This is a genomic window from Citrobacter sp. wls718 (assembly GCF_005280945.1).
Lineage (GTDB): Bacteria > Pseudomonadota > Gammaproteobacteria > Enterobacterales > Enterobacteriaceae > Citrobacter > Citrobacter gillenii.
This window is the reverse complement of the sequence record NZ_SZWV01000069.1, coordinates 29,364-50,659: the sequence shown is the minus strand read 5'-3', so window position 1 is coordinate 50,659 and position 21,296 is coordinate 29,364. Positions and strand designations below refer to the sequence as shown.

The 21,296-nt window shown below is 52.1% G+C and carries 18 protein-coding genes; 7 read left to right on the top strand and 11 right to left on the bottom strand.

What is annotated here, in order from left to right:
• Positions 1-92 precede the first annotated feature (92 nt).
• The 3 genes from FDW95_RS14145 (at position 93) to FDW95_RS14135 (ending at position 3,497) form a co-directional block, all read left to right on the top strand.
• A complete protein-coding gene (locus FDW95_RS14145) occupies positions 93-407 on the top strand; it encodes a DUF485 domain-containing protein (RefSeq protein ID WP_096758693.1) in 315 nt (104 codons plus the stop codon).
• Entirely contained in the window at positions 404-2,053 is a 1,650-nt protein-coding gene (actP, locus tag FDW95_RS14140) for a cation/acetate symporter ActP (RefSeq protein WP_096758694.1), read from the top strand. Before FDW95_RS14145 ends, actP begins: the two co-directional genes overlap by 4 nt.
• 154 nt (positions 2,054-2,207) lie before the next feature.
• Positions 2,208-3,497: a Gfo/Idh/MocA family oxidoreductase gene (locus FDW95_RS14135; RefSeq protein WP_115259692.1), complete on the top strand. Its 1,290-nt coding sequence runs from the start codon at positions 2,208-2,210 to the stop codon at positions 3,495-3,497.
• Between the two features lie 15 nt (positions 3,498-3,512).
• Here FDW95_RS14135 and FDW95_RS14130 read toward each other — a convergent pair whose 3' ends face one another.
• Both FDW95_RS14130 and FDW95_RS14125 read right to left on the bottom strand, forming a co-directional pair.
• Positions 3,513-4,202, bottom strand: a complete 690-nt coding sequence (locus FDW95_RS14130) for an LrgB family protein (RefSeq protein ID WP_115259693.1) — start codon at positions 4,200-4,202, stop codon at positions 3,513-3,515.
• Positions 4,195-4,605 carry a CidA/LrgA family protein gene (locus FDW95_RS14125; protein WP_115259694.1) on the bottom strand — a complete coding sequence of 137 codons (411 nt, stop codon included), beginning with the start codon at positions 4,603-4,605 and terminating at the stop codon, positions 4,195-4,197. Before FDW95_RS14125 ends, FDW95_RS14130 begins: the two co-directional genes overlap by 8 nt.
• Positions 4,606-4,706: 101 nt before the next feature.
• Here FDW95_RS14125 and FDW95_RS14120 point away from each other — a divergent pair, with 101 nt between their 5' ends.
• On the top strand, positions 4,707-5,597 hold the full coding sequence (locus FDW95_RS14120) for a LysR family transcriptional regulator (protein ID WP_115259695.1): 891 nt from the start codon (positions 4,707-4,709) through the stop codon (positions 5,595-5,597).
• Between the two features lie 73 nt (positions 5,598-5,670).
• On the opposite strand, the gene FDW95_RS14115 is transcribed toward FDW95_RS14120, so the two are convergent.
• From FDW95_RS14115 to soxR, 4 genes are all read right to left on the bottom strand, one after another.
• Complete coding sequence (locus FDW95_RS14115; protein ID WP_115259696.1) at positions 5,671-6,162, bottom strand: transposase; 492 nt, start codon at positions 6,160-6,162, stop codon at positions 5,671-5,673.
• A gap of 224 nt (positions 6,163-6,386) precedes the next feature.
• Positions 6,387-8,033 (bottom strand): Na+/H+ antiporter, encoded by a 1,647-nt coding sequence (locus tag FDW95_RS14110; RefSeq protein WP_096758699.1) that lies wholly within the window; start codon positions 8,031-8,033, stop codon positions 6,387-6,389.
• Positions 8,034-8,191: 158 nt separating this feature from the next.
• On the bottom strand, positions 8,192-9,541 hold the full coding sequence (ghxP, locus tag FDW95_RS14105) for a guanine/hypoxanthine transporter GhxP (protein ID WP_096758700.1): 1,350 nt from the start codon (positions 9,539-9,541) through the stop codon (positions 8,192-8,194).
• Between the two features lie 599 nt (positions 9,542-10,140).
• A complete protein-coding gene (gene soxR / locus FDW95_RS14100; protein WP_115259697.1) occupies positions 10,141-10,599 on the bottom strand; it encodes a redox-sensitive transcriptional activator SoxR in 459 nt (152 codons plus the stop codon).
• An 86-nt stretch (positions 10,600-10,685) separates the two neighbouring features.
• Here soxR and soxS point away from each other — a divergent pair, with 86 nt between their 5' ends.
• Complete coding sequence (gene soxS, locus FDW95_RS14095) at positions 10,686-11,009, top strand: superoxide response transcriptional regulator SoxS (RefSeq protein ID WP_096758702.1); 324 nt, start codon at positions 10,686-10,688, stop codon at positions 11,007-11,009.
• 2 nt (positions 11,010-11,011) lie between these two features.
• On the opposite strand, the gene FDW95_RS14090 is transcribed toward soxS, so the two are convergent.
• Positions 11,012-12,598 (bottom strand): EAL domain-containing protein, encoded by a 1,587-nt coding sequence (locus tag FDW95_RS14090; RefSeq protein ID WP_115259698.1) that lies wholly within the window; start codon positions 12,596-12,598, stop codon positions 11,012-11,014.
• A gap of 548 nt (positions 12,599-13,146) precedes the next feature.
• Here FDW95_RS14090 and FDW95_RS14085 point away from each other — a divergent pair.
• Positions 13,147-13,428 carry a YjcB family protein gene (locus FDW95_RS14085; protein WP_096758704.1) on the top strand — a complete coding sequence of 94 codons (282 nt, stop codon included), beginning with the start codon at positions 13,147-13,149 and terminating at the stop codon, positions 13,426-13,428.
• Between the two features lie 81 nt (positions 13,429-13,509).
• Here FDW95_RS14085 and FDW95_RS14080 read toward each other — a convergent pair whose 3' ends face one another.
• The gene (locus FDW95_RS14080; RefSeq protein WP_115259699.1) at positions 13,510-15,819 is read right to left on the bottom strand and encodes an autotransporter outer membrane beta-barrel domain-containing protein; all 2,310 of its coding nucleotides are present in this window, start codon (positions 15,817-15,819) and stop codon (positions 13,510-13,512) included.
• A 378-nt stretch (positions 15,820-16,197) separates the two neighbouring features.
• Positions 16,198-16,731 carry a single-stranded DNA-binding protein SSB1 gene (gene ssb1 / locus FDW95_RS14075; RefSeq protein WP_096758705.1) on the bottom strand — a complete coding sequence of 178 codons (534 nt, stop codon included), beginning with the start codon at positions 16,729-16,731 and terminating at the stop codon, positions 16,198-16,200.
• A 251-nt stretch (positions 16,732-16,982) separates the two neighbouring features.
• On the opposite strand from ssb1, the gene uvrA reads away from it, so the two are divergent.
• Entirely contained in the window at positions 16,983-19,805 is a 2,823-nt protein-coding gene (gene uvrA / locus FDW95_RS14065) for an excinuclease ABC subunit UvrA (RefSeq protein WP_096758707.1), read from the top strand.
• A gap of 97 nt (positions 19,806-19,902) precedes the next feature.
• On the opposite strand, the gene FDW95_RS14060 is transcribed toward uvrA, so the two are convergent.
• Both FDW95_RS14060 and aphA read right to left on the bottom strand, forming a co-directional pair.
• Positions 19,903-20,259: an MmcQ/YjbR family DNA-binding protein gene (locus FDW95_RS14060; protein WP_096758708.1), complete on the bottom strand. Its 357-nt coding sequence runs from the start codon at positions 20,257-20,259 to the stop codon at positions 19,903-19,905.
• A gap of 127 nt (positions 20,260-20,386) precedes the next feature.
• Positions 20,387-21,100 (bottom strand): acid phosphatase AphA, encoded by a 714-nt coding sequence (aphA, locus tag FDW95_RS14055; RefSeq protein WP_115259700.1) that lies wholly within the window; start codon positions 21,098-21,100, stop codon positions 20,387-20,389.
• Between the last annotated feature and the right edge of the window lie 196 nt (positions 21,101-21,296).

The following is a 21,296-nucleotide window of genomic DNA, read 5'->3' as shown; positions in this document are numbered from 1 at the left end:
TCCCCCAAAGGATTTCGTGTTGCCGGACTGCGACAGCTAACAGGTCATGCCTGCAGCGTGAAAGACAAAGGGGACCTCTGGAGAGCTCTGCGATGAATGACAATATTTATCAGCGGATAGAAGACAGTGCGCGTTTCAGGGAGTTAGTTGAAAAAAGGCAACGGTTTGCCGCTGTACTATCCATCATCATGCTGGTGGTTTATATCAGCTTTATTTTACTGATTGCCTTTGCGCCTGGCTGGCTGGGGACACCGCTACATGCGGGAACCAGCGTCACCCGAGGTATTCCAATTGGGGTGGGCGTGATCCTCATCTCCTTCCTCCTGACCGGAATCTATATCTGGCGGGCCAACGGTGAATTCGATCGTCTTAACAATGCGGTTCTGCACGAGGTTAAAGCATCATGAAGAGAGTCCTGACGGCGCTAGCCGCCACGCTGCCCTTCGCCGCAAATGCGGCGGATGCTATTAGCGGTGCAGTCCAACGCCAGCCAACCAACTGGCAGGCGATTGTTATGTTCCTGATTTTCGTCATATTTACGCTCGGCATTACCTACTGGGCGTCTAAGCGCGTGCGTTCGCGTAACGACTATTACACCGCGGGCGGTAACATCACCGGTTTCCAAAATGGGCTGGCGATTGCGGGCGACTATATGTCGGCGGCGTCGTTCCTCGGGATTTCCGCGCTGGTCTTTACCTCTGGCTATGACGGGCTGATTTACTCACTCGGCTTCCTGGTCGGCTGGCCAATCATTCTGTTCCTGATTGCCGAACGTCTGCGTAACCTCGGTCGCTACACCTTTGCGGACGTCGCCTCTTACCGTCTGAAGCAGGGGCCTATCCGTATTCTGTCGGCCTGTGGTTCACTGGTGGTGGTCGCGCTGTACCTGATCGCCCAGATGGTGGGTGCCGGGAAGCTTATCCAACTGCTGTTCGGTCTGAACTATCACATTGCCGTGGTGCTGGTTGGCGTACTGATGATGATGTACGTGCTGTTCGGCGGCATGCTGGCCACTACGTGGGTGCAAATCATCAAAGCCGTGCTGCTGCTGTTCGGCGCCAGCTTTATGGCCTTCATGGTCATGAAGCACGTCGGCTTCAGCTTCAACAACCTGTTCACCGAAGCGATGGCGGTACACCCGAAAGGCTCGGCGATTATGAGCCCGGGCGGATTGGTGAAAGACCCAATATCGGCGCTATCGTTAGGCCTCGGACTGATGTTCGGAACCGCGGGTCTGCCGCACATTCTGATGCGTTTCTTCACGGTCAGCGATGCCCGCGAAGCGCGTAAGAGTGTGTTCTACGCCACCGGCTTTATGGGTTATTTCTACATCCTGACCTTTATCATCGGTTTTGGCGCAATCATGCTGGTCGGTGCAAACCCGGCATATAAAGACGCGGCTGGCGCGCTGATTGGCGGCAATAACATGGCGGCGGTGCATCTGGCCAACGCGGTGGGCGGTAACCTGTTCCTCGGCTTTATCTCCGCAGTGGCCTTTGCCACCATTCTGGCCGTGGTTGCTGGTCTGACGCTGGCGGGTGCCTCGGCGGTCTCTCACGATCTGTACGCTAACGTGTTCCGTAAAGGTGCTACCGAGCGTGAAGAACTGCGCGTGTCGAAAATCACCGTACTGGTACTGGGCGTGATTGCCATCCTGCTCGGCGTGCTGTTTGAAAACCAGAACATCGCCTTTATGGTCGGCCTGGCGTTCGCTATCGCGGCAAGCTGTAACTTCCCGATCATTCTGCTTTCCATGTACTGGTCACGACTGACCACGCGTGGTGCCATGCTGGGCGGCTGGTTAGGTCTGATAACGGCAGTGGTGCTGATGGTGCTTGGCCCAACGGTATGGGTGCAAATTCTCGGTCACGAAAAAGCCATTTTCCCGTATGAGTACCCGGCGCTGTTCTCCATTAGCGTGGCGTTCCTCGGTATTTGGTTCTTCTCTGCCACCGATAATTCCGCAGAAGGTAATCGCGAGCGTGAGCAGTTCCGTGCTCAGTTCATCCGTTCCCAGACCGGGTACGGCGTAGAGCAAGGTCGCGCGCACTAATCCTCTCCTCTTCCCCGGTCTTTTTGGCCGGGGATCACATTTTTCTCTCTCCAACGTATCCATCACTGTTGATAGCGCTACAGTACAAAAATGAAATTGAAACACTGTTTTTATTACATAAACACGTTAATTCATTTTGAGAAAAGAGGATGCGATGAAGAAATATGCCCTGGTAGGAACCGGCGGGCGAGCGGGCCTGTATATCTCAGCGATTGGTGGGCAATGGAAGGAAAACGCCCGGCTGGTCGCCTTTTGCGACACCAACCAAACCCGTATGAACTACGCGAATCAGCTATTAAAAAATGAGGGGGCCGCTCCGGTATCCACCTGGAAAGCCGCACAGTTTGAAGACATGATCCGCGAAACCCGCCCCGATGTCATCATCGTGACCACTATGGACCGCACCCACGATGACTATATCGTGCGGGCGCTGCACGCGGGCTGTGATGTGATCACTGAAAAACCGATGACCATCGATGAGAAGCGCGCCCTGCGTATTCTCGACGCCATTGAAGAGACCGGACACGAGGTGCGCGTCGCCTTTAACTATCGCTATGCTCCGCATCACAGCAAGGTACGCGAGCTGCTGATGAACGGTGCCATTGGCGACGTCTTTTCGGTTCACTTTGAGTGGTTACTGAATACCGAACACGGCGCCGATTACTTCCGCCGCTGGCATCGGGAAAAGCGCAACAGCGGCGGCCTGCTGGTGCATAAATCAACCCATCATTTTGACCTGATGAACTTCTGGCTGGACAGCTATCCACAGCGTGTTTATGCCGAAGGCAGCCTGCGTTTCTACGGAAAAGAAAATGCCGAACGCCGCGGTGTGACGCAGTTTTATCCACGTGCTCATGGCTATGCGCAGGCCAAGGACGATCCGTTTGCACTGCAAATGGCAGAGAATCCGCAGCTTAAAGCGCTGTATCTGGATGCTGAACACGAAGACAACTATTTCCGAGATCAAAGCGTATTCAGCGATGGCATCACCATTGAAGACACGCTGTCGGTGCTGGTGAAATATCAAAACCAGGTACAGCTCACCTACTCGTTGAACACTTATCTGCCGTGGGAAGGACTGAACGTGGTGTTTAACGGTAGCGAAGGTCGCCTGGAGATGAAGATCGTGGAGAAATCATACGTCAATGCAGGCGGGGCGAGGGAGAACGAAGGCAGCCTGGAAAGCTGTGATATTACCGTTTTCCCGATGTTCGCTGCGCCCTGGCAGGCCGACTTCACGCTGGGCGAAGGTGGCCACGGCGGCGGTGATAACGCGATGCTGGCCGATCTGTTTGGCGAGCCGCGACACGATCCGCTGCAGCGAGCCGCCGACCATCGCGCGGGCGCCATGTCAATTCTGACCGGCATCGCCGGGAATCGCTCCATGCAGCAGCAGCGCCCGGTAAATTTTAAAGAGTTTGAACTGATTTCACGGCTGAAATAGCGTACGGGCCGCTGGTCAGAACATCAGCCTCGCGACCAGCGGTGCCACCAGCACCATTACCACGCCGGAAAGCATCATTACCAGGCTGGCAATCACCCCTTCCTGTTGGCCAAGCTCATAGGAGCGCGCGGTGCCTGCGCCGTGCGACGCCGCCCCAAATCCGGCCCCTTTCGCCATCCCTTCACGGATGGAAAGGCGCAAAAACAGCATGTCGCCCACCGCCATACCGAATACGCCGGTGATCACCACAAACAGCGCCACCAGATCCGGTTGCCCGCCCAACGGCTCGGCCGCCGCCAGTGCAAATGGCGTGGTCACCGAGCGCACCGCCAGGCTGCGCTGGATTTCATCGGGTAACATAAACAGACGCGCCAGCCATACCGAACTGGTGACGGCCACCAGTGTTGCTGTCACCACGCCTGCCGTCAGCGACATCCAGTGACGCTTAATGACCGCGAGATTATCGTAAACCGGCACGGCAAATGCGATGGTCGCCGGGCCCAGAAGCCACATCAGCCAGTGCGATTCACCAATATAGTTTTGCCAGGAGATATGCCCGAACACCAGCATCAGCACCAACAGCGCGGGCGTGAGGACCAGCGGCATCAGCGGCAATGTCCGAAAACGACGATACAGGCGCTTGTTGGCAAAATAGATACCCAGCGTAATCACCAGACACAACACGCTTAACTGGAAATTACTCACGGTTTAACCTGCTCATTTCATAGCGATACACTTTATCAACCACCCACGCAGTGGCACCGAGCACCATCAGCGTGCTGATGGCAATAACGGCAAAAATGCGCCAGCCATCCACCAGCAACAGGTGCGTATAGTTCACCACGGCAACAACCGCCGGGACAAAAAACAGCAGCATTTCAGCCAGCAGCCAACGGGCGCCTGCGCGTATCCAGCTAAGCGGGATCACCCTGCACACAATCAGCGCCAGCATCAGTACCATCCCGACCAGGTTGGCGGGAAGCGGCAGATGTAGCCAGGAGACAAGATATTGAGCAAAAACAAATAAACCTGCGTACAACAGAACCTGAACGGGGACCTGGAGTCGATGAATAACCGCAGGCGTCACGCGGCTAATCGCCACAGCCATGAGGGAATGTCCGTAAAAAAGAGAGAGCGCCAGTATAGAGACCCTCCCCCAAGGACTGAAATGAATTAAACTCATTGCAGGCATAGTCTTAAGGAATAATCATGGATATCAGAACGCTGCGATATTTTGTTGAGGTGGTTCGCCAGCAGAGCTTTACCCGCGCGGCAGAGAAGCTGTTTGTCACCCAGCCGACCATCAGCAAAATGTTGAAGAACCTTGAAGACGAGCTGAACTGCACGCTGCTAATCCGCGACGGGCGGCGATTGTTGTTGACCGATACCGGACGTATCGTCTTTGAACGCGGCCTGGCAATCCTCGCCGAATTCCGCCAGCTTGAGGCAGAACTGAGCGATATTAACCATCTGAATAAGGGGATCCTGCGACTCGGTATCCCCCCGATGGTCGGCATGTTAATGGCCGGCCCCATCAGCCTGTTTCGCCAGCGTTATCCCGGCGTTGAGCTGAAAATATCAGAATTTGGTGGCTTAACCGTCCAGCAGGCAGTGATGAACGGCGATCTGGATGTGGCGATGACGGCGCTACCGGTCGAAGAAGAGAGCGGTCTGGCGACCTTGCCGCTTTTCAGCCATCCACTTTGCGTGCTGGTGCCGCGCTCCGGCCAGTGGACAACCTGTGATTCTATTTCCCCCGAGGCGCTGGCCGAGCACCCGCTGCTAATCTACAACGAAGATTTCGCCCTAAGCCGTCAGTTGCTGGAGTTGTTTAGCCAGCACCACGTCAAGCCACGCATTGCGGTACGCAGCGGACAGTGGGATTTCCTCGCTGCGATGGTACAAGCCGGGGTTGGGATCGCCATTTTACCAGAACCCATTTGCGAAAAACTGGATAAGCAGACGCTACGCTGGATCCCGCTGGAAAGCCATTTACGCTGGCAGTTGGGCATGATCTGGCGCGAAGGCGTGTATCTGTCGCACAGCGCACAGGCATGGCTAAAATGCTGCGAAGGGTTTTGGTTAACGCAGGAGACGTAAGTTGCCGGATGGCGGCGTGACCGCCTTATCCGGCCTACAATTGCGTTCCGTAGGCCTGATAAGCGTAGCGCCATCAGGCACGTTCACCAGCACGGAGGTCCGTTATCTCACCTGCCCAGTTCTCCGGATACAACCCCAATTTAACATCACGATGAAACGTTGAAAAAGGCCATGACTTCACCTGCTGCGCCCAACCATGTTTCACAGGATTAATATAAATGTAATCCACATGCTGGCAATAATCGCGCACATCCCGGATGGTATGCTCCCAAAAGCGAGGCTGCCAGACATGCTGTGCAGACAACGATCGGGTGAAATGCTTCTTAATCTCCCGCCAGCGGGACGAAAAATCAGCGTCATTTTCAGGCAACGTCCAGATACAATGCATATGCTCAGGCAAAACGACCCACGCATTGATATAAAAAGGTTTAACCTTGTTTACCTCGGAAATAGCACTGCGAAGATGATAGATTTTTGATGTCAGAAGATGGCTTCCGCGGTCTTGTAGATTCACCGTAAAAAACCATGTTCCACCGTTGATGTAATTACGCCGATAATCAGACATGTGGCCTCCTTTCCTCAACCGTAAGGAAAAAAGAGGGAATCAACAAGAAGGACGGATTCATTCAGGAAAGCCGCTCGCAAATTACACGAGGAATAATTTTTTTCGGTCTGGAAAGCTGTGCGCTATCGGGTACATCCTTCGCCGGATGGCGGCGTAACCGCCTTATCCGGCCTACAATTGTGTTCCGTAGGCCTGATAAGCGGAGCGCCATCAGGCGCTACCGTTTATTGATTCTCTATCAGCAGCGCTTCCAGCAAATCCAGATCGTGCAGCAGTTTCTGCAGCGTTTCATTGCTGATTTCACGCGTGGCGCGCAGATGATACAGCTCTGCACGCTCCGAGCGCAGCGCCGCCAGACGGAAACGCCGTTCGAGGTTTTCTTCCTGCATCGAGCTTTCCACGTCGTTTCGCCCATCGGCACGACGGCGCAGGTTACCAATCACCCGCGAGCTCACCTCGGTCAGCAGCTGATTATCAATATTCTCTTCGCTATCCGCAGCCAGACGCTCTTCCATTTTCTGGATGGCCACAATCGCCACTTCCGCCGTCGCGGCGCGGGCAATGCGGATCTCTTTTTGCTGCTGCGAGTGATCCGCCACTTCAAGATGCTGCAGCAGGATCGGCAGCATCACCACGCCAACAAACAGCGAGAACAGAATCACACCGGCGGCAAGGAAGATCAGCTCATAACGTGCAGGGAAGCCGCTGCCGTCAGGCAACAATAGCGGAATAGAAAGGACACCAGCCAGCGTGATAGCCCCACGCACACCCGCAAAGGATGCGATCAGGATTTCGCGCGTGGTCCACGAGCCAAACTCCATCGGCTTCTTCTTCAGAAAGCGCATACTGAAGTTTTTCATGGTCCACAGCCAGCCAAAACGCACCAGCATCAGTGCCGCATAGATCAGCACGATATCGGTAAACAGCATCCACATTTCGACATTCGGATCGGCGTCTGCCGCCGCCAGCGAAGACTCCAGAATACCCGGTAACTGCAGCCCTAACAGCAGGAAGACCATGCCGTTAAACACGAACTCGAGCATGGCCCAGGTACTGTTTGCACGTAAGCGCATCGCCAGCGGAGCGCGGCGCATGACACCTGAACGGGTAATAGTCATCCCGGCCGCCACCGCCGCGAGGATCCCGGAAACACCGATATGTTCCGCAATCAGATAAGAGGCAAACGGCAGCAGGAACAACAGGACGATTTGCGTGGCTGGCTCATCGCCACCCCAGCGGCTGAGAAAACGCAGGGAGCGACCGTACAGCCAGCTGACAACAAACCCAGCCAGGATACCGCCAATTGCCACCTTGAAGAATTCAACCGTCGCGCCGCCGACGGTAAACACCATCGTGCCCATCGCCACCGCGACAGCAAACTTGAGTGAAACCAGGCCGGAGGCGTCGTTCATTAACGCTTCGCCCTGCAGGATGCCCATGATTTTCTTCGGGATGCGGCCTTCACCGACAATGCCAGAAAGTGCCACGGCGTCAGTTGGCGACAGCACGGCGGCCAGCGCAAAAGCCGGGATCAGCGGAATGCCCGGCACCAGCCAGTAAATCATAAAGCCTATTCCGACCACCGTGACCAGCACGAGCGCCAGCGCAAGGCCGAAAATCTCTCGCCCATGCTCGAGAAACTCACGCGTTGGCGTCTTCCAGCCATCGGCAAACAGCAGCGGCGGGATAAACAGAACCAAAAACAGTTCAGGGTCGAACTCCACATGCAAACCAAACGTCGGCCACGCCAGCAAGGCGCCGATGGCGATCTGCATAAGGGGTAAAGGGAGTTGGAAGGGCAATACGCGAGTCACTACCCCCGACAGCGAGACCACAAGGGTCATGATGAGTATGGTAAAAAAGATTTCCATGCGTTCCCTGTTTGCGATGTTTCTTATGATATGCGACGAGAGGCGTCGTGCCTCAATTCTATCTTCCTCAGAGTAACGCAAAAGACAACGAGATGTGTTCCGAAAATAAAAACGGGCGGCAAAAGCCACCCGTTTTCAGGATCATCATGATGTGAGAATCAGATTGCCCAGCCGCCGGCATAGAAGGCCACCAGCGCGATAGAAATGACTACGGTACCGATGTTCAGTTTACGCCATTCACCGGAAACAATGCGTCCAATCACCAGCGTAGCAAAGCCGATCATAATGCCGGTAACGATGTTACAGGTCAGCACGATGAACACAGCAGTCACCAGACCCGCCATCGCATCCACAAAGTCTGCGAAGTCAATTTTCGCTACGTTGCTCAGCATCAGCAGGCCGACATACATCAGCGCCGGTGCGGTCGCGTAGGCAGGAACCAGATAAGAGAGCGGAGAGAGGAACAGGATCAACAGGAACAGCACGCCGACGGTGATCGCGGTCAGACCGGTTTTACCACCCGCCGCCGTACCCGCTGCTGACTCAATATACACTGCCGCAGGAGCCGCCCCCACCAGACCAGAGAACACGCTGCTCAAGGAGTCGGTGGTTAACGCTTTACCGCCATCAATAATCTGTCCGTCTTTATCCAGCAGATTCGCCTGCCCCGCCACGGCACGGATAGTCCCGGTCGCATCGAAGACGGCGGTCATCACCAGCGCCAATACGCTCGGCAGGACGATCGGGTTCAACGCCCCCATAATGTCCAGGCTGCCGATCAGGGAATTCCCTTCCGCATCGCTCAGAGAAGGCATGGCAAAAATACCGGAAAAATGCACGGTAGGGTCGAAAATCAGGCCAACAACAGAAATACCGATGATGGTCAGCAGGATGCCGCCCGGTACTTTCAGTTTTTCAAGGCCGATAATGACCGCCAGGCCAATCAGCGACATGATCACCGGGAAGGTATCGAAATCGCCCAGAGCAACCGGCAGGCCGTCCAGAGGGTTCTTAATCACCAGCCCAACGCCGTTTGCCGCAATCAGCAGCAGGAACAGGCCGATACCAATCCCCGTGCCGTGCGCAACGCCCTGCGGCAGGTTGCGCAGGATCCAGCTACGAATACCGGTCGCAGAAATAATGGTAAACAGGACGCCCATCAGGAACACCGCACCCAGCGCCACTGGCACGCTAATATGCTGCCCCAGCACCAGGCTAAATGCGGTAAACGCCGTCAGCGAGATAGCGCAACCAATCGCCAGCGGCAGGTTTGCCCACAGGCCCATTACAATAGAACCCACGCCTGCTACCAGGCAGGTCGCTACGAAAACTGCAGCCGGCGGGAACCCGGCTTTACCCAACATCCCCGGAACCACAATGACGGAGTAGACCATTGCCAGGAACGTCGTTAATCCGGCAACGACTTCCTGACGAACGGTACTGCCGCGGTGCGAAATTTTAAACCAGGCGTCGAGTGAGCCGCCGGTACGCGCTGAAGGCGTAGACATAGAAAACATCCCCTGAGAGTTTATTTTTCGTCAATATGCGTGATGGACAATCCACTGCCTGCTAAACGTTTTCTCCATGTGCCAGGTTTGCGCCAAAAGGGGTGTCGCAAAAAAGCAAACGTTTAGCTTCACGCATAAAAAACGGGTGGTAAAAAAAAGCAAACGATTATCCTGCGATCATACGGCGGTTTTCAACAGAACTTTGCCGCTTTTTATGCATTTCTTCTTATAGCGCACAAGAAATAGCCAACCGATGCGCAAACGTTATCGTTAATACGCAATCTGGCAACAAATTTCGCTGGGTTATTGCAACATGCGCTACTATTTCAGGCGCAAAGTCGCACAGGAAAACAGGTGAAGATGCAGGAAAAATTTCGGCTAAAAAACCGCCAATTGACTGGCAATTGTCCTGGGGTGACTTACAATTACTTTATCAACACAGACCGGAACCTCCACTACGTGCTCGACTGAGGGGTGTTGATGTCGGGGGAAACCCTCCCGTGAACCAGCGGGATAGAGTGAAAGACAAAGACCGGAACCAAACTAAAGCGCCCAGTTGTGGCGCTTTAGTTTTATACCCATCACCGGTTTCAAACTCATCAATCATCTTCCAGCAATCGCGCCCCAGTCCCCTGCTCACCAAGCTGATCGCCTGGGTTACGCAACGGACAATCACTGCGTGACAAACAGCCGCAGCCAATACAGCCGTCCAGCTCATCGCGTAGTGCCACCAGAGTATGAATGCGTCGGTCAAGCTCTTCGCGCCATTGTGAAGAAAGCTGCCTCCACTCCTTCGCACTGAGCGAGTGGCCTTCGGGTAATACGCCCAACGCATCACCAATTGTTGCCAGCGGAATACCAATCCGTTGAGCGATCTTGATGATGGCCACATAACGCAGCACATCTCGTTTGTATCGACGCTGATTACCGCTATTGCGCATGCTGTTGATTAACCCTTTGCTTTCATAGAAATGCAGGGTCGATACTGCCACGCCGCTACGCTTTGCCACTTCACCAGGGGTGAGCAGCGCTTTAATCCGGGGTAATTTCTTTTCCATAAATCTCTTTACCTCAAGTTAACTTGAGGAATTATACTCGCCGACAGACAAAACGACGAATCGAATACTGAGAAAGAGGCTGCCATATGTCCCATCAGCAAATTATTCAGACACTTATTGAATGGATTGATGAACATATCGACCAACCGCTGAATATCGAAGCGGTCGCGAAAAAATCAGGTTATTCAAAGTGGTATTTACAGCGAATGTTCCGTACGGTGATGCGCCAGACGTTAGGCGACTATATTCGTCAGCGTCGACTGCTGCTGGCCGCCGTTGAGCTACGCAATACTGAGCGACCTATTTTTGATATTGCGATGGATCTCGGCTATGTATCGCAACAAACATTCTCACGTGTGTTCCGCCGCGAGTTTGATCGAACCCCCAGCGACTATCGCCATCGTTTGTAGAATTATTGCCCGCCCTGCGTCAGTATGGCGGGCGAGCGCTTAACCCAGTGCATGAACTCCTGCGGCGGCAATGCTTTCGCAAAGTACCATCCCTGACAAAACTGTACGCCGCGCTCCAGCAGCCAGCTGATTTGATCCGCTGTTTCGACCCCTTCTGCAATTGTCTTCAGGTGTAAACTTTGCGCCATTTCGATGATATGTTCGGCAATCATGTGGCTGGTACTGTTGGTGGTCAGCGTACTGATAAACGATTTATCGATCTTCAGAATATCCACATTCAACGAAGACAGATTGTGCAGATTGGAATACCCAGTCCCAAAATCATCAAACGCGACTTCATAACCCGCCTGACGAAATGCCTGAATAACCGGGGTCATCTTCTGCAAATCAATAAATCCGCGCTCGGTGACTTCAACCTTAATTTGCTGCGAACGTACAGAGTAGTCGCGTGATTTTTCAGCAATCAGCGCGATCAGCCGGGATGAATGAAAGTCGGAGGCAGAGAGATTTATTGAGATGTAAAGCTGAGGGTGTGCTGACAGAAAATAGCCCAAATCGTTGAACACTTCTTCGACCACATAATCCGTTATCTTCTCAATCATCCCTTCCTTTTCCGCCAGCGGAATGAATTCTGTCGGACTCATGACCTCACCTTTGCAACCGGGCCAGCGCAACAGCGCCTCGGCCCCAACGCATTGACCATTTTTGATATCAATGATCGGCTGGTAATGCAGGCAAAGCTGGCGTTTTTTGAGCGCGCGTTTTAACAGACGGCGAGGAGAATAGTATTGTTGGCGCGTACGCCACCACATCAGTAGGATCAGGATGCTACAGATCACGCCGAAAGGGAGCGTTAGTACAGCTTCATGATAGAAATTCTGATCAACGCGATCGTCCGTGGTCGACACAATAACCGCAATGGGCCGCTTTTCTGAATGCACGATGGTATAGAAACGATCGTCTTGCTGGAATGTCGGGGCATCGCCGCGTACCAGCGGCAGTAATTGCGCAACGTTTGACCCTTCACTGGCAGAGAAAAAGCTATCTGTTACCGTATCATAGACACCCCAGGCGAGGTCCGGATCATCAGACATGACCTCGCTGTAGGATAAAGGATTGATAACGACAACGTAGTTTCCTCTTTGCATATACGTCATTCTGTAGCCAGAAAAAAACGGCGTATCGCGATAGTAATAAATGGAGATGTCCGGCGTCCGCTTATAGTCAGCGGTGGGCATAATATATGAGGCTGGCGGCACCATCGACGTTGAGCACAAAAAATGATCGCCCTGCGCATAAATGAGATCGCTGATATATAAACGCCCACGAATAATATTCAGCATACTTTTTTGATGCGCCGGGGTACACATCTCCCCTTGATACAGTTGTGCCATATCACGCGCGAGATCGGCTTGCTGGATCACCAACTCCGTTTTATTGAGGGCCAGCTGCGCAAAAGTGCGGAGTTGATTGCGGGTTTCGGACGTCGCCCTGACATGAGCAAACCATAACGCCAGTACCACGGGGAGCAATACCACCGTGAGTGTTCCAAGGAACCTCAGCGTCTTACGTCGCGCACTGTGAGTCATGTCAGCCCTATTTCCCTGTATCGTATATGCCAGTACCCATCAAGGCAGGATGCTATAAACGCCGGCTAGTTAAGTTGTATGAATCTATCAACATTCGCAACCGCCGTCTCTATGTAAAAGTCTGATAATAGCGGATGATGATATTCTTTTTCCGTAAGGCAAACTTAAAGTTAAGCTTATATGAAAATAGCACACTGTAAAAGTCGTAATGTTTTATACGCGTTATACGGGCTTCGCATAAAAAATACATAAATTTTTTTAAAGATTAATTTAGGATAAAGATAACAAGCAGCGTAAATACACCTTCTATTACGAATGATGCATTCGCTCACCACATCCTATAACCACAATTAAATAAAGGTTATTAACCAATAAAAAGAGCGTCCCGCACTGGTGAACAAACGAACAGATGTGATATAGTTCACAAAAATCATGTAACAGAAACAGTGTTTCATTGATGTGCATGCCCGCCGATAGCCAGAGTGCCACACCTGTTGTGAACAACCCCGTGCTGTCCTGGGCATCAAGACTTTTTGAGGACGTTTTTCATGGCAACAATAACAACTGGCGTAGTTCTTCTGCGGTGGCAACTGCTGAGCGCAGTGCTGATGTTTTTAGCCAGCACGCTCAATATCCGTTTTCGTAAATCAGATTATATTGGCCTGGCCGTTATCAGCAGCGGTTTAGGGCTGGTTTTCGCCTGCTGGTTTGCAACCGGATTGCTCGGCATCACCCTGATGGACGTGTCCGCTATCTGGAATAACATCCAGTCTGTGATGGTAGAGGTGATGAGCCATACGCCGCCAGAGTGGCCTATGGTATTAAACTGATCAAAAGAAAGCGTCCGACTGAACTAAAATTTCAATCGGACGCTTATTTTTAGGTTAAGTGAACCCATTCAAAGCTATGAACTACCACTCCATACGGAAACCCGCGTTAACCTGCCAGTTCATATCAATGTCACCTCCCGCCGATCTTTCCAGATCAACATACAACCGAGAGTTATTGTTCTGAGTGAGATGGATATTGGTACCTATACCATAGTTGATCCAGGAGTCACTTCCCCCTTCGCTCACTTTCAGTGCGGCATCTTTACCCCAAACGGTGACATCACGATCGCCAGCAAACTCATGCAGCAAATCCAGCTTCACGTAAATATCGCTATCCGGGCGCGATTCAAACCGATAGCCTCCGCGCAATCCGACACGGCCAATAACGCTGTCTATATCGTTTTGACGGACTTTCAACCCACTACTGGTGGTGTAACTGGCCTCATCCAGATAGGTATACACGAGCTGACCTTGCGGTTCGATAAACGTAGAGTTTCCTAAGCTAAACTCGCGACCGTATTCTGCGCTGGCGCTGATTGACCATGTGCTGCTATCTGCAAAGCCAGAGTTGCCGTATGTGTTCCTGTAATTGAAGTCACTTTCATGGCGGCTATATTTCAGCACCAGATCCAGGTAATCTTGTTTCTCTGGGCGATTCCATGCAGCATAAAGTGAACCACCGTAGTTCTTGTTATCGCCAGTACCATAAGTGAAGTCGGCATTGCCTCTCATGTAATGCGCAGCAATCCCTCGCGTCCAGACAGACGATTCGCCTTCGTCTTTGTTGTCATAACCGAGTTGCCAGAAGCTATACAGGTTTTTGAAGTAGCTCCCAGTATCACTCTCTATTTCACCACCTTTATAGCGTATCCACAGACCATTTTGCTGCTGATCCTGGCGGAGTTCGCCTAAACGCTTATTCAGGCTGTCGATTTCAAGACGAGCGGTCGCCATTGCGTAGTTCAGCCCAGCATTGGCGATCACGGTGTTACTACCTGCGCTGGCTTTCGTCGAAACACCCGTGATATACCAGTTGGTACCGTACTGGCTTTGCGGATCGCCTTCACGGATATCAGAACGCAGCAGTGGTTTATAGTCATACACATACTCGTTCGTAATATCGACTTTATCGTACGCTTCGAATGTCACATTACTTGCCGCATCGGCAACCCAGATATCTTCCTTCAAATCAGTGAGCTTGTTGATATTCAACGCTTCAATCGCATGTGTACCGCCGGTACTACTTTTAACAACTTCAATGAAGTCGCTGCCGTTACGTCGCTGCTCATCCGTTTTATTGGTATTGACATCAATCAGGAAAATACCGTTGTTCCCTTTCAAATCATGAATTTTAACGGTTTCGTTGATACTCTGATTGGTGTGCAGGTTAAAACCATGCAGGTTTACCGTACCGCCGTCTTTCAGGGTGATGGCACTGATTTCCGCATCTTTACCATCGGGGATCCAGTGGGCGTTATTCGCCAGCGTAAGGTTGAGATCGCCGCTCCATTTCCCGGTTGTTGCGTCAAAGAAGTTTGCTTCATGCCCATGCCAGTATGAATCTGCCCCATTAAGCGTAATATTCATCTGGCTTGTATTAGAATAAAGTTTATCACCGAAGTCGAGGTTACCTAATAGATTAACCTTGTTGCCTCCAGCCTGATTAATATTAACGACACCACCGTCTTTAGCACTGACCGCATCACTTTTTGATGAGCCTTCCGGGTAACCGCTATTGTTCTCCAGGAGTTCTTTAAAGTTACTGGCATAGGTATTAATGTAAACATCTCCACCGTTTGCCGTAATGGTTGAACCCGCACCCCGAGCATAGACTCCGTTATTAGCCAGCGTTGCATCTTCGCCCTGTTTGGTGTGCTCAACTTCAGAACGAATGTACACATTGCCGTTCACAGACACATCCGCGCCACCGCCTACATATAACGCAGTATTGTTGTGTGTGTACTTATTGCCAATTAGGAAATTATTTTTAAGACTAAAATTGTCGACAGTCACTTTGGTGTCACTGCCTTCTGCAGACAACCCAAAGAAGGCTAACCCGGCACGATGCTCCTGCTCCGTGGTCCCGCTAATATTGACGTTGTAATTACCAATATGATACTCACCGCCCTGATCACTCGTGATGTTGCCAATCTTGACCTCAAGACCGTTACCTTCGCCTCGCACAGGATTATCAATTTTAACCGTAAAATCGTAGTTGTTGTCGCCGGCAATCGTATCTTTGATGCTGATACCAGGGAGCTCGGGGTCCTTACCGATATAGTTCAGTGTATAATCTTTAGCGAATGCTGCCCCAGAATATAGCGCATTACTAATGCTCACCGACAAGGCTAAAGGCAATATTACCTTAGCGTTATTCTTCCATTGATACATATATAGACTCCGAAGTACAAAAGAATATAGAAATATCAAGACGACTATCAAATCCTCATTAATAAAAAGAGATCGGAGAGCAATACACTTGTATCAATGATGAATTGACAATCTCAGAGCATTATTTAATGCGGTACATCACGCTGTCAATATTTTTTGAATCATGAAACAAATAACTTCGCAATAGTTTATTTAAATTTGATTACTATCAATGTTATTAATTGCATATATTAAAATAGTAATTATAAACAATGATTATATTTCGTTTTTTCCTTGCAAAATATTCGAATATTATATGTGAGAAGATCGTCAAATACAAAAAAGCCCCATTTTAAATGGGGCTTTTCATTCATTACGGTAATAATCGTTAAATCACGATCAGAACGGAATGTCGTCGTCAAAGTCGATTGGCGGTTCGTTAGACGGCGCTGCCGGAGCGGACTGCTGCGGACGAGACTGTGCACCGCCGCTGAACTGGTTGCCACCCTGCGGCTGCTGAGGCTGACCCCAACCACCCTGTTGACCGCCACCTGCATTACCGCCCGCCGGTGCACCGCCGCCCTGACGACCACCCAGCATTTGCATGGTGCCGCCGACGTTCACAACAACTTCAGTCGTGTACTTCTCGACACCTGACTGATCGGTCCATTTGCGGGTACGCAGCTGACCTTCAATGTAGACCTGAGAACCTTTGCGCAGATATTCGCTGGCGACTTCCGCCAGTTTGCCAAACAGCACAACACGGTGCCATTCAGTCTGCTCTTTCATCTCGCCGGTCGCTTTATCACGCCAGGATTCGGAAGTAGCCAGCGTAATGTTGGCAACTGCACCACCATTCGGCATATAGCGTACTTCCGGGTCCTGGCCCAGATTACCGACGAGAATCACCTTGTTTACGCCTCTGCTGGCCATGATCGTGTCTCCTGAAAAACGTTTCTTAATAAGTGTAAGCGCGGGATTGTAGCATTTCCAATAGCGCTTTTACTACGTTGAGAGGTGGATTCCAGTAAACAACCTCAGCCAGACATTGTTACACAGACACCTGCGTTTTGCATTCCAATACTGTATATCCATTCAGGTCAGGTTGTGTCATAATTAACCGTTTGTGATCGCCGGTAGCACCATGCAGCCAGGCAAAAAAGCGTTTAATCCGGGAAAGATGAATGGATAAGATCGAAGTTCGGGGCGCCCGCACCCATAATCTCAAAAACATCAACCTCGTCATCCCGCGCGACAAGCTGATTGTCGTCACCGGGCTTTCGGGCTCAGGCAAATCCTCGCTGGCTTTCGACACCTTGTATGCCGAAGGGCAGCGTCGTTACGTTGAATCGCTTTCCGCGTATGCGCGTCAGTTCCTGTCGCTGATGGAAAAACCGGATGTCGACCACATTGAGGGGCTGTCGCCAGCCATCTCAATTGAACAAAAATCGACATCCCATAACCCGCGATCCACGGTAGGCACCATTACCGAAATTCACGACTACCTGCGCCTGCTGTTTGCCCGCGTCGGTGAGCCGCGCTGTCCGGATCACGACGTACCGCTGGCAGCGCAGACCGTTAGCCAGATGGTGGACAACGTGCTGTCACAACCGGAAGGCAAGCGCCTGATGCTGCTGGCACCGATCATCAAAGAGCGCAAAGGCGAACACACAAAAACGCTGGAGAATCTGGCAAGCCAGGGTTATATCCGCGCCCGTATTGACGGTGAAGTGTGTGACCTGTCCGATCCACCAAAGCTGGAGCTGCAAAAGAAACATACCATTGAAGTGGTCATCGACCGCTTTAAAGTCCGTGACGACCTGTCACAGCGTCTGGCTGAGTCTTTTGAAACCGCGCTGGATCTCTCCGGTGGCACGGCGGTGGTTGCCGATATGGACAACCCGAAGGCGGAGGAGCTGCTCTTCTCCGCCAACTTTGCCTGCCCTATTTGCGGCTACAGCATGCGCGAGCTGGAACCCCGCTTGTTCTCGTTCAATAACCCGGCGGGCGCATGTCCTACCTGCGACGGTCTCGGCGTGCAGCAGTATTTCGACCCTGACCGCGTGATCCAAAACCCAGAGCTGTCGCTGGCTGGCGGCGCGATCCGTGGCTGGGATCGCCGTAACTTCTATTACTTCCAGATGCTTAAGTCACTGGCAGAGCATTATAAGTTCGACATAGAAGCCCCATGGGCCAGCCTGAACCCAACGGTTCACAAAGTGGTGCTGTACGGTTCCGGCAAAGAGAATATCGAATTCAAATATATGAACGACCGCGGTGATACTTCTGTACGTCGTCACCCGTTTGAAGGTGTGCTGCACAATATGGAGCGCCGTTATAAAGAGACGGAATCCAGCGCGGTACGCGAAGAATTATCTAAGTTCATCAGCAACCGACCGTGCGCCAGCTGTGAAGGCACGCGCCTGCGTCGTGAAGCGCGCCACGTGTTTGTTGAGAACACACCGCTGCCTACTATTTCTGACATGAGCATCGGTCATGCGATGGATTTCTTCAACAATCTCAAACTTGCCGGTCAACGGGCGAAGATTGCGGAGAAAATCCTTAAAGAGATTGGCGACCGCCTCAAGTTCCTGGTTAACGTCGGTCTGAACTACCTGACGCTGTCGCGTTCGGCCGAAACGCTCTCCGGCGGCGAAGCCCAGCGTATCCGTCTGGCAAGCCAGATCGGTGCGGGCCTGGTCGGCGTAATGTACGTGCTGGATGAACCGTCCATCGGTCTGCACCAGCGCGATAACGAACGCCTGCTGGGTACGCTTATCCATCTGCGCAATCTGGGTAATACCGTGATTGTGGTTGAGCACGATGAAGATGCGATTCGCGCCGCTGACCATGTGATCGATATCGGTCCAGGCGCGGGCGTCCACGGTGGACAGGTGGTGGCGGAGGGTACGCTCAATGACATTATGGCAGTGCCTGAGTCACTGACCGGCCAGTATATGAGCGGCAAGCGCAAGATTGAAGTGCCGAAACAACGCGTGCCCGCTAACCCGGAAAAAGTGCTGAAGCTCACCGGTGCGCGCGGCAACAACCTGAAAGATGTCACCCTGACGCTGCCGGTTGGCCTGTTTACCTGTATTACCGGCGTATCCGGTTCCGGTAAATCAACGCTGATAAACGACACGCTGTTCCCGATTGCTCAGACCCAGCTCAACGGCGCTACGCTGGCTGAACCTGCACCTTATCGCGACATTCAGGGGCTGGAGCATTTCGATAAAGTTATCGACATCGACCAGAGCCCCATTGGTCGTACGCCACGTTCCAACCCGGCAACCTATACCGGCGTATTTACACCCGTCCGCGAACTGTTTGCTGGCGTGCCGGAATCACGCGCGCGCGGCTACACGCCGGGGCGCTTTAGCTTTAACGTGCGCGGTGGACGTTGTGAAGCCTGTCAGGGCGACGGTGTAATCAAAGTTGAGATGCACTTCCTGCCGGATATCTACGTGCCGTGTGACCAGTGCAAAGGCAAGCGCTATAACCGCGAAACGTTGGAGATCAAGTACAAGGGCAAGACTATCCACGAAGTGCTGGATATGACCATTGAAGAGGCACGTGAGTTCTTTGATGCCGTCCCGGCGCTGGCGCGTAAACTGCAAACGCTGATGGACGTTGGCTTGACTTATATTCGCCTTGGGCAGTCCGCAACAACCCTTTCTGGCGGCGAGGCCCAGCGCGTGAAGCTGGCGCGTGAGTTATCAAAACGCGGTACAGGACAAACGCTGTACATCCTCGATGAGCCGACCACCGGTCTGCACTTTGCGGATATTCAGCAGTTGCTGGACGTGCTGCACCAGCTCAGGGATCAGGGCAACACCATCGTGGTCATTGAGCATAATCTGGACGTGATTAAAACGGCCGACTGGATTGTCGATCTCGGTCCGGAAGGGGGTAGCGGCGGCGGAGAAATCCTGGTTGCCGGTACGCCGGAAACGGTTGCAGAGTGTGAAGCCTCACACACTGCCCGCTTCCTCAAACCACTGCTGTAGTTACTCATGCCCGATGGCGCAAGCTATCGGGCCTACAGGATAGACGTATTGGGTTGTAGGCCAGATAAGGCGCTTACGCCGCATCCGGCAAAAAGGCTCAGAACTGCGCCAACATCCTGCGTTTATCTTCCGGCAGCGTCTTGATAGCCTGTTGATAAGAGGCGTCCACCAAATAGTAAATTTGTGAATCTGGCAGCGAACCATCCAGGTACACCGTGCTCCAGTGCGCCTTATTAAGATGTCGGCTTGGCCGGACATCGCTATGCTGCTGGCGCAATAACTCGGCCAGTTCAGGGCTGGTTTTCAGCGACACAGCAGGGCGTTCTTCCACCTCTTTTACCATCGCAAAAAGCACATCTTCGACTTTAATTTGCGTGGCTTTCCAGTCGCTGTGCACGCTCTGTTCGGCACCTGTTTTCGCCATGCAGTATTGCAGCAACTCCGAGTTCGTCATCTTTATTCCCCTTACCAGCAGCTCGCCTAATGAGAACATCTTTTACTCAGTGTGCAGCAACTCTGCCAAAGGTAAAAGCCAGCAACGCAAATTTGTTTAAAAAATCACCAATAAAGAACCTGTACCCTCAGTATTCTGAGTTTACAATCACCTCTTCGCCATATGCCCCGGCCTGCGGCAGTGGTTTATAGGTGGAGTTGGAGGCGCGCAAAATGCGAATACCGCGAATACCTACGTCGCGCGCGGCGGTAATGTCATTGTCGGAATCGCCGTAGAACATGCGGATGTTTTTATCCTGTAACCACTGCGTTTTGGTGTTCTGCCCGGCTTTATCACCGGCAAAGATAACCGGATTCATATTAGCGGATGGAATGTGGAAGTTATCGGACAGTGTTTTAGACACGGTTTCGGTTTTTGTCGGGCTACGTCCCGTGACAAAGAAGATGCTGTCACCGCGACGAACATGCATATCAATCAACTGACGCGCGACTTCTTTTGGAATACTAAATTCATCCCAGCCATTGTTCATTTTTTCCCAGAACGCCGGATTCTTCAGGTAATCCTCACTCTCCGGGGGCCAGGTTTTTTTGCCACGCCAGAAACCCGGGCTGGAAAAAAGAACGGTGTCATCAATATCGAATCCGACGGCCATTGGCGGGCGTCCGGTCAGGCTGTTTTCAATCTGAACAACAGAGACCCAGTGAACCGGAGACTGCTCAGCGAGTTTTGCAACGTTAGTGCCTGGATTAAGCTGCGAGGGGGAAGAAACTAAAGCCTGGGCGGAATGGTTTAACGTGAACAATAAGCAAACGGCACTAAGTGCCAACGTAATCTTGCGCATATTTTTCCCTAAGTAGTCAGCTAGTTATCATTTTTTTATTAACAACTGGTCAAAAAACTATCTGACCTTACCCCCTGGGGAAGGTGAAAGGAAGAGGTTTCTCTCGTTTTGTTACAGAAAAAGAGGATGATCACACAGAAAAAGCGTGCCTGATGGCGCGACGCTTATCAGGCCTACAAACGAAAAATCCAATACT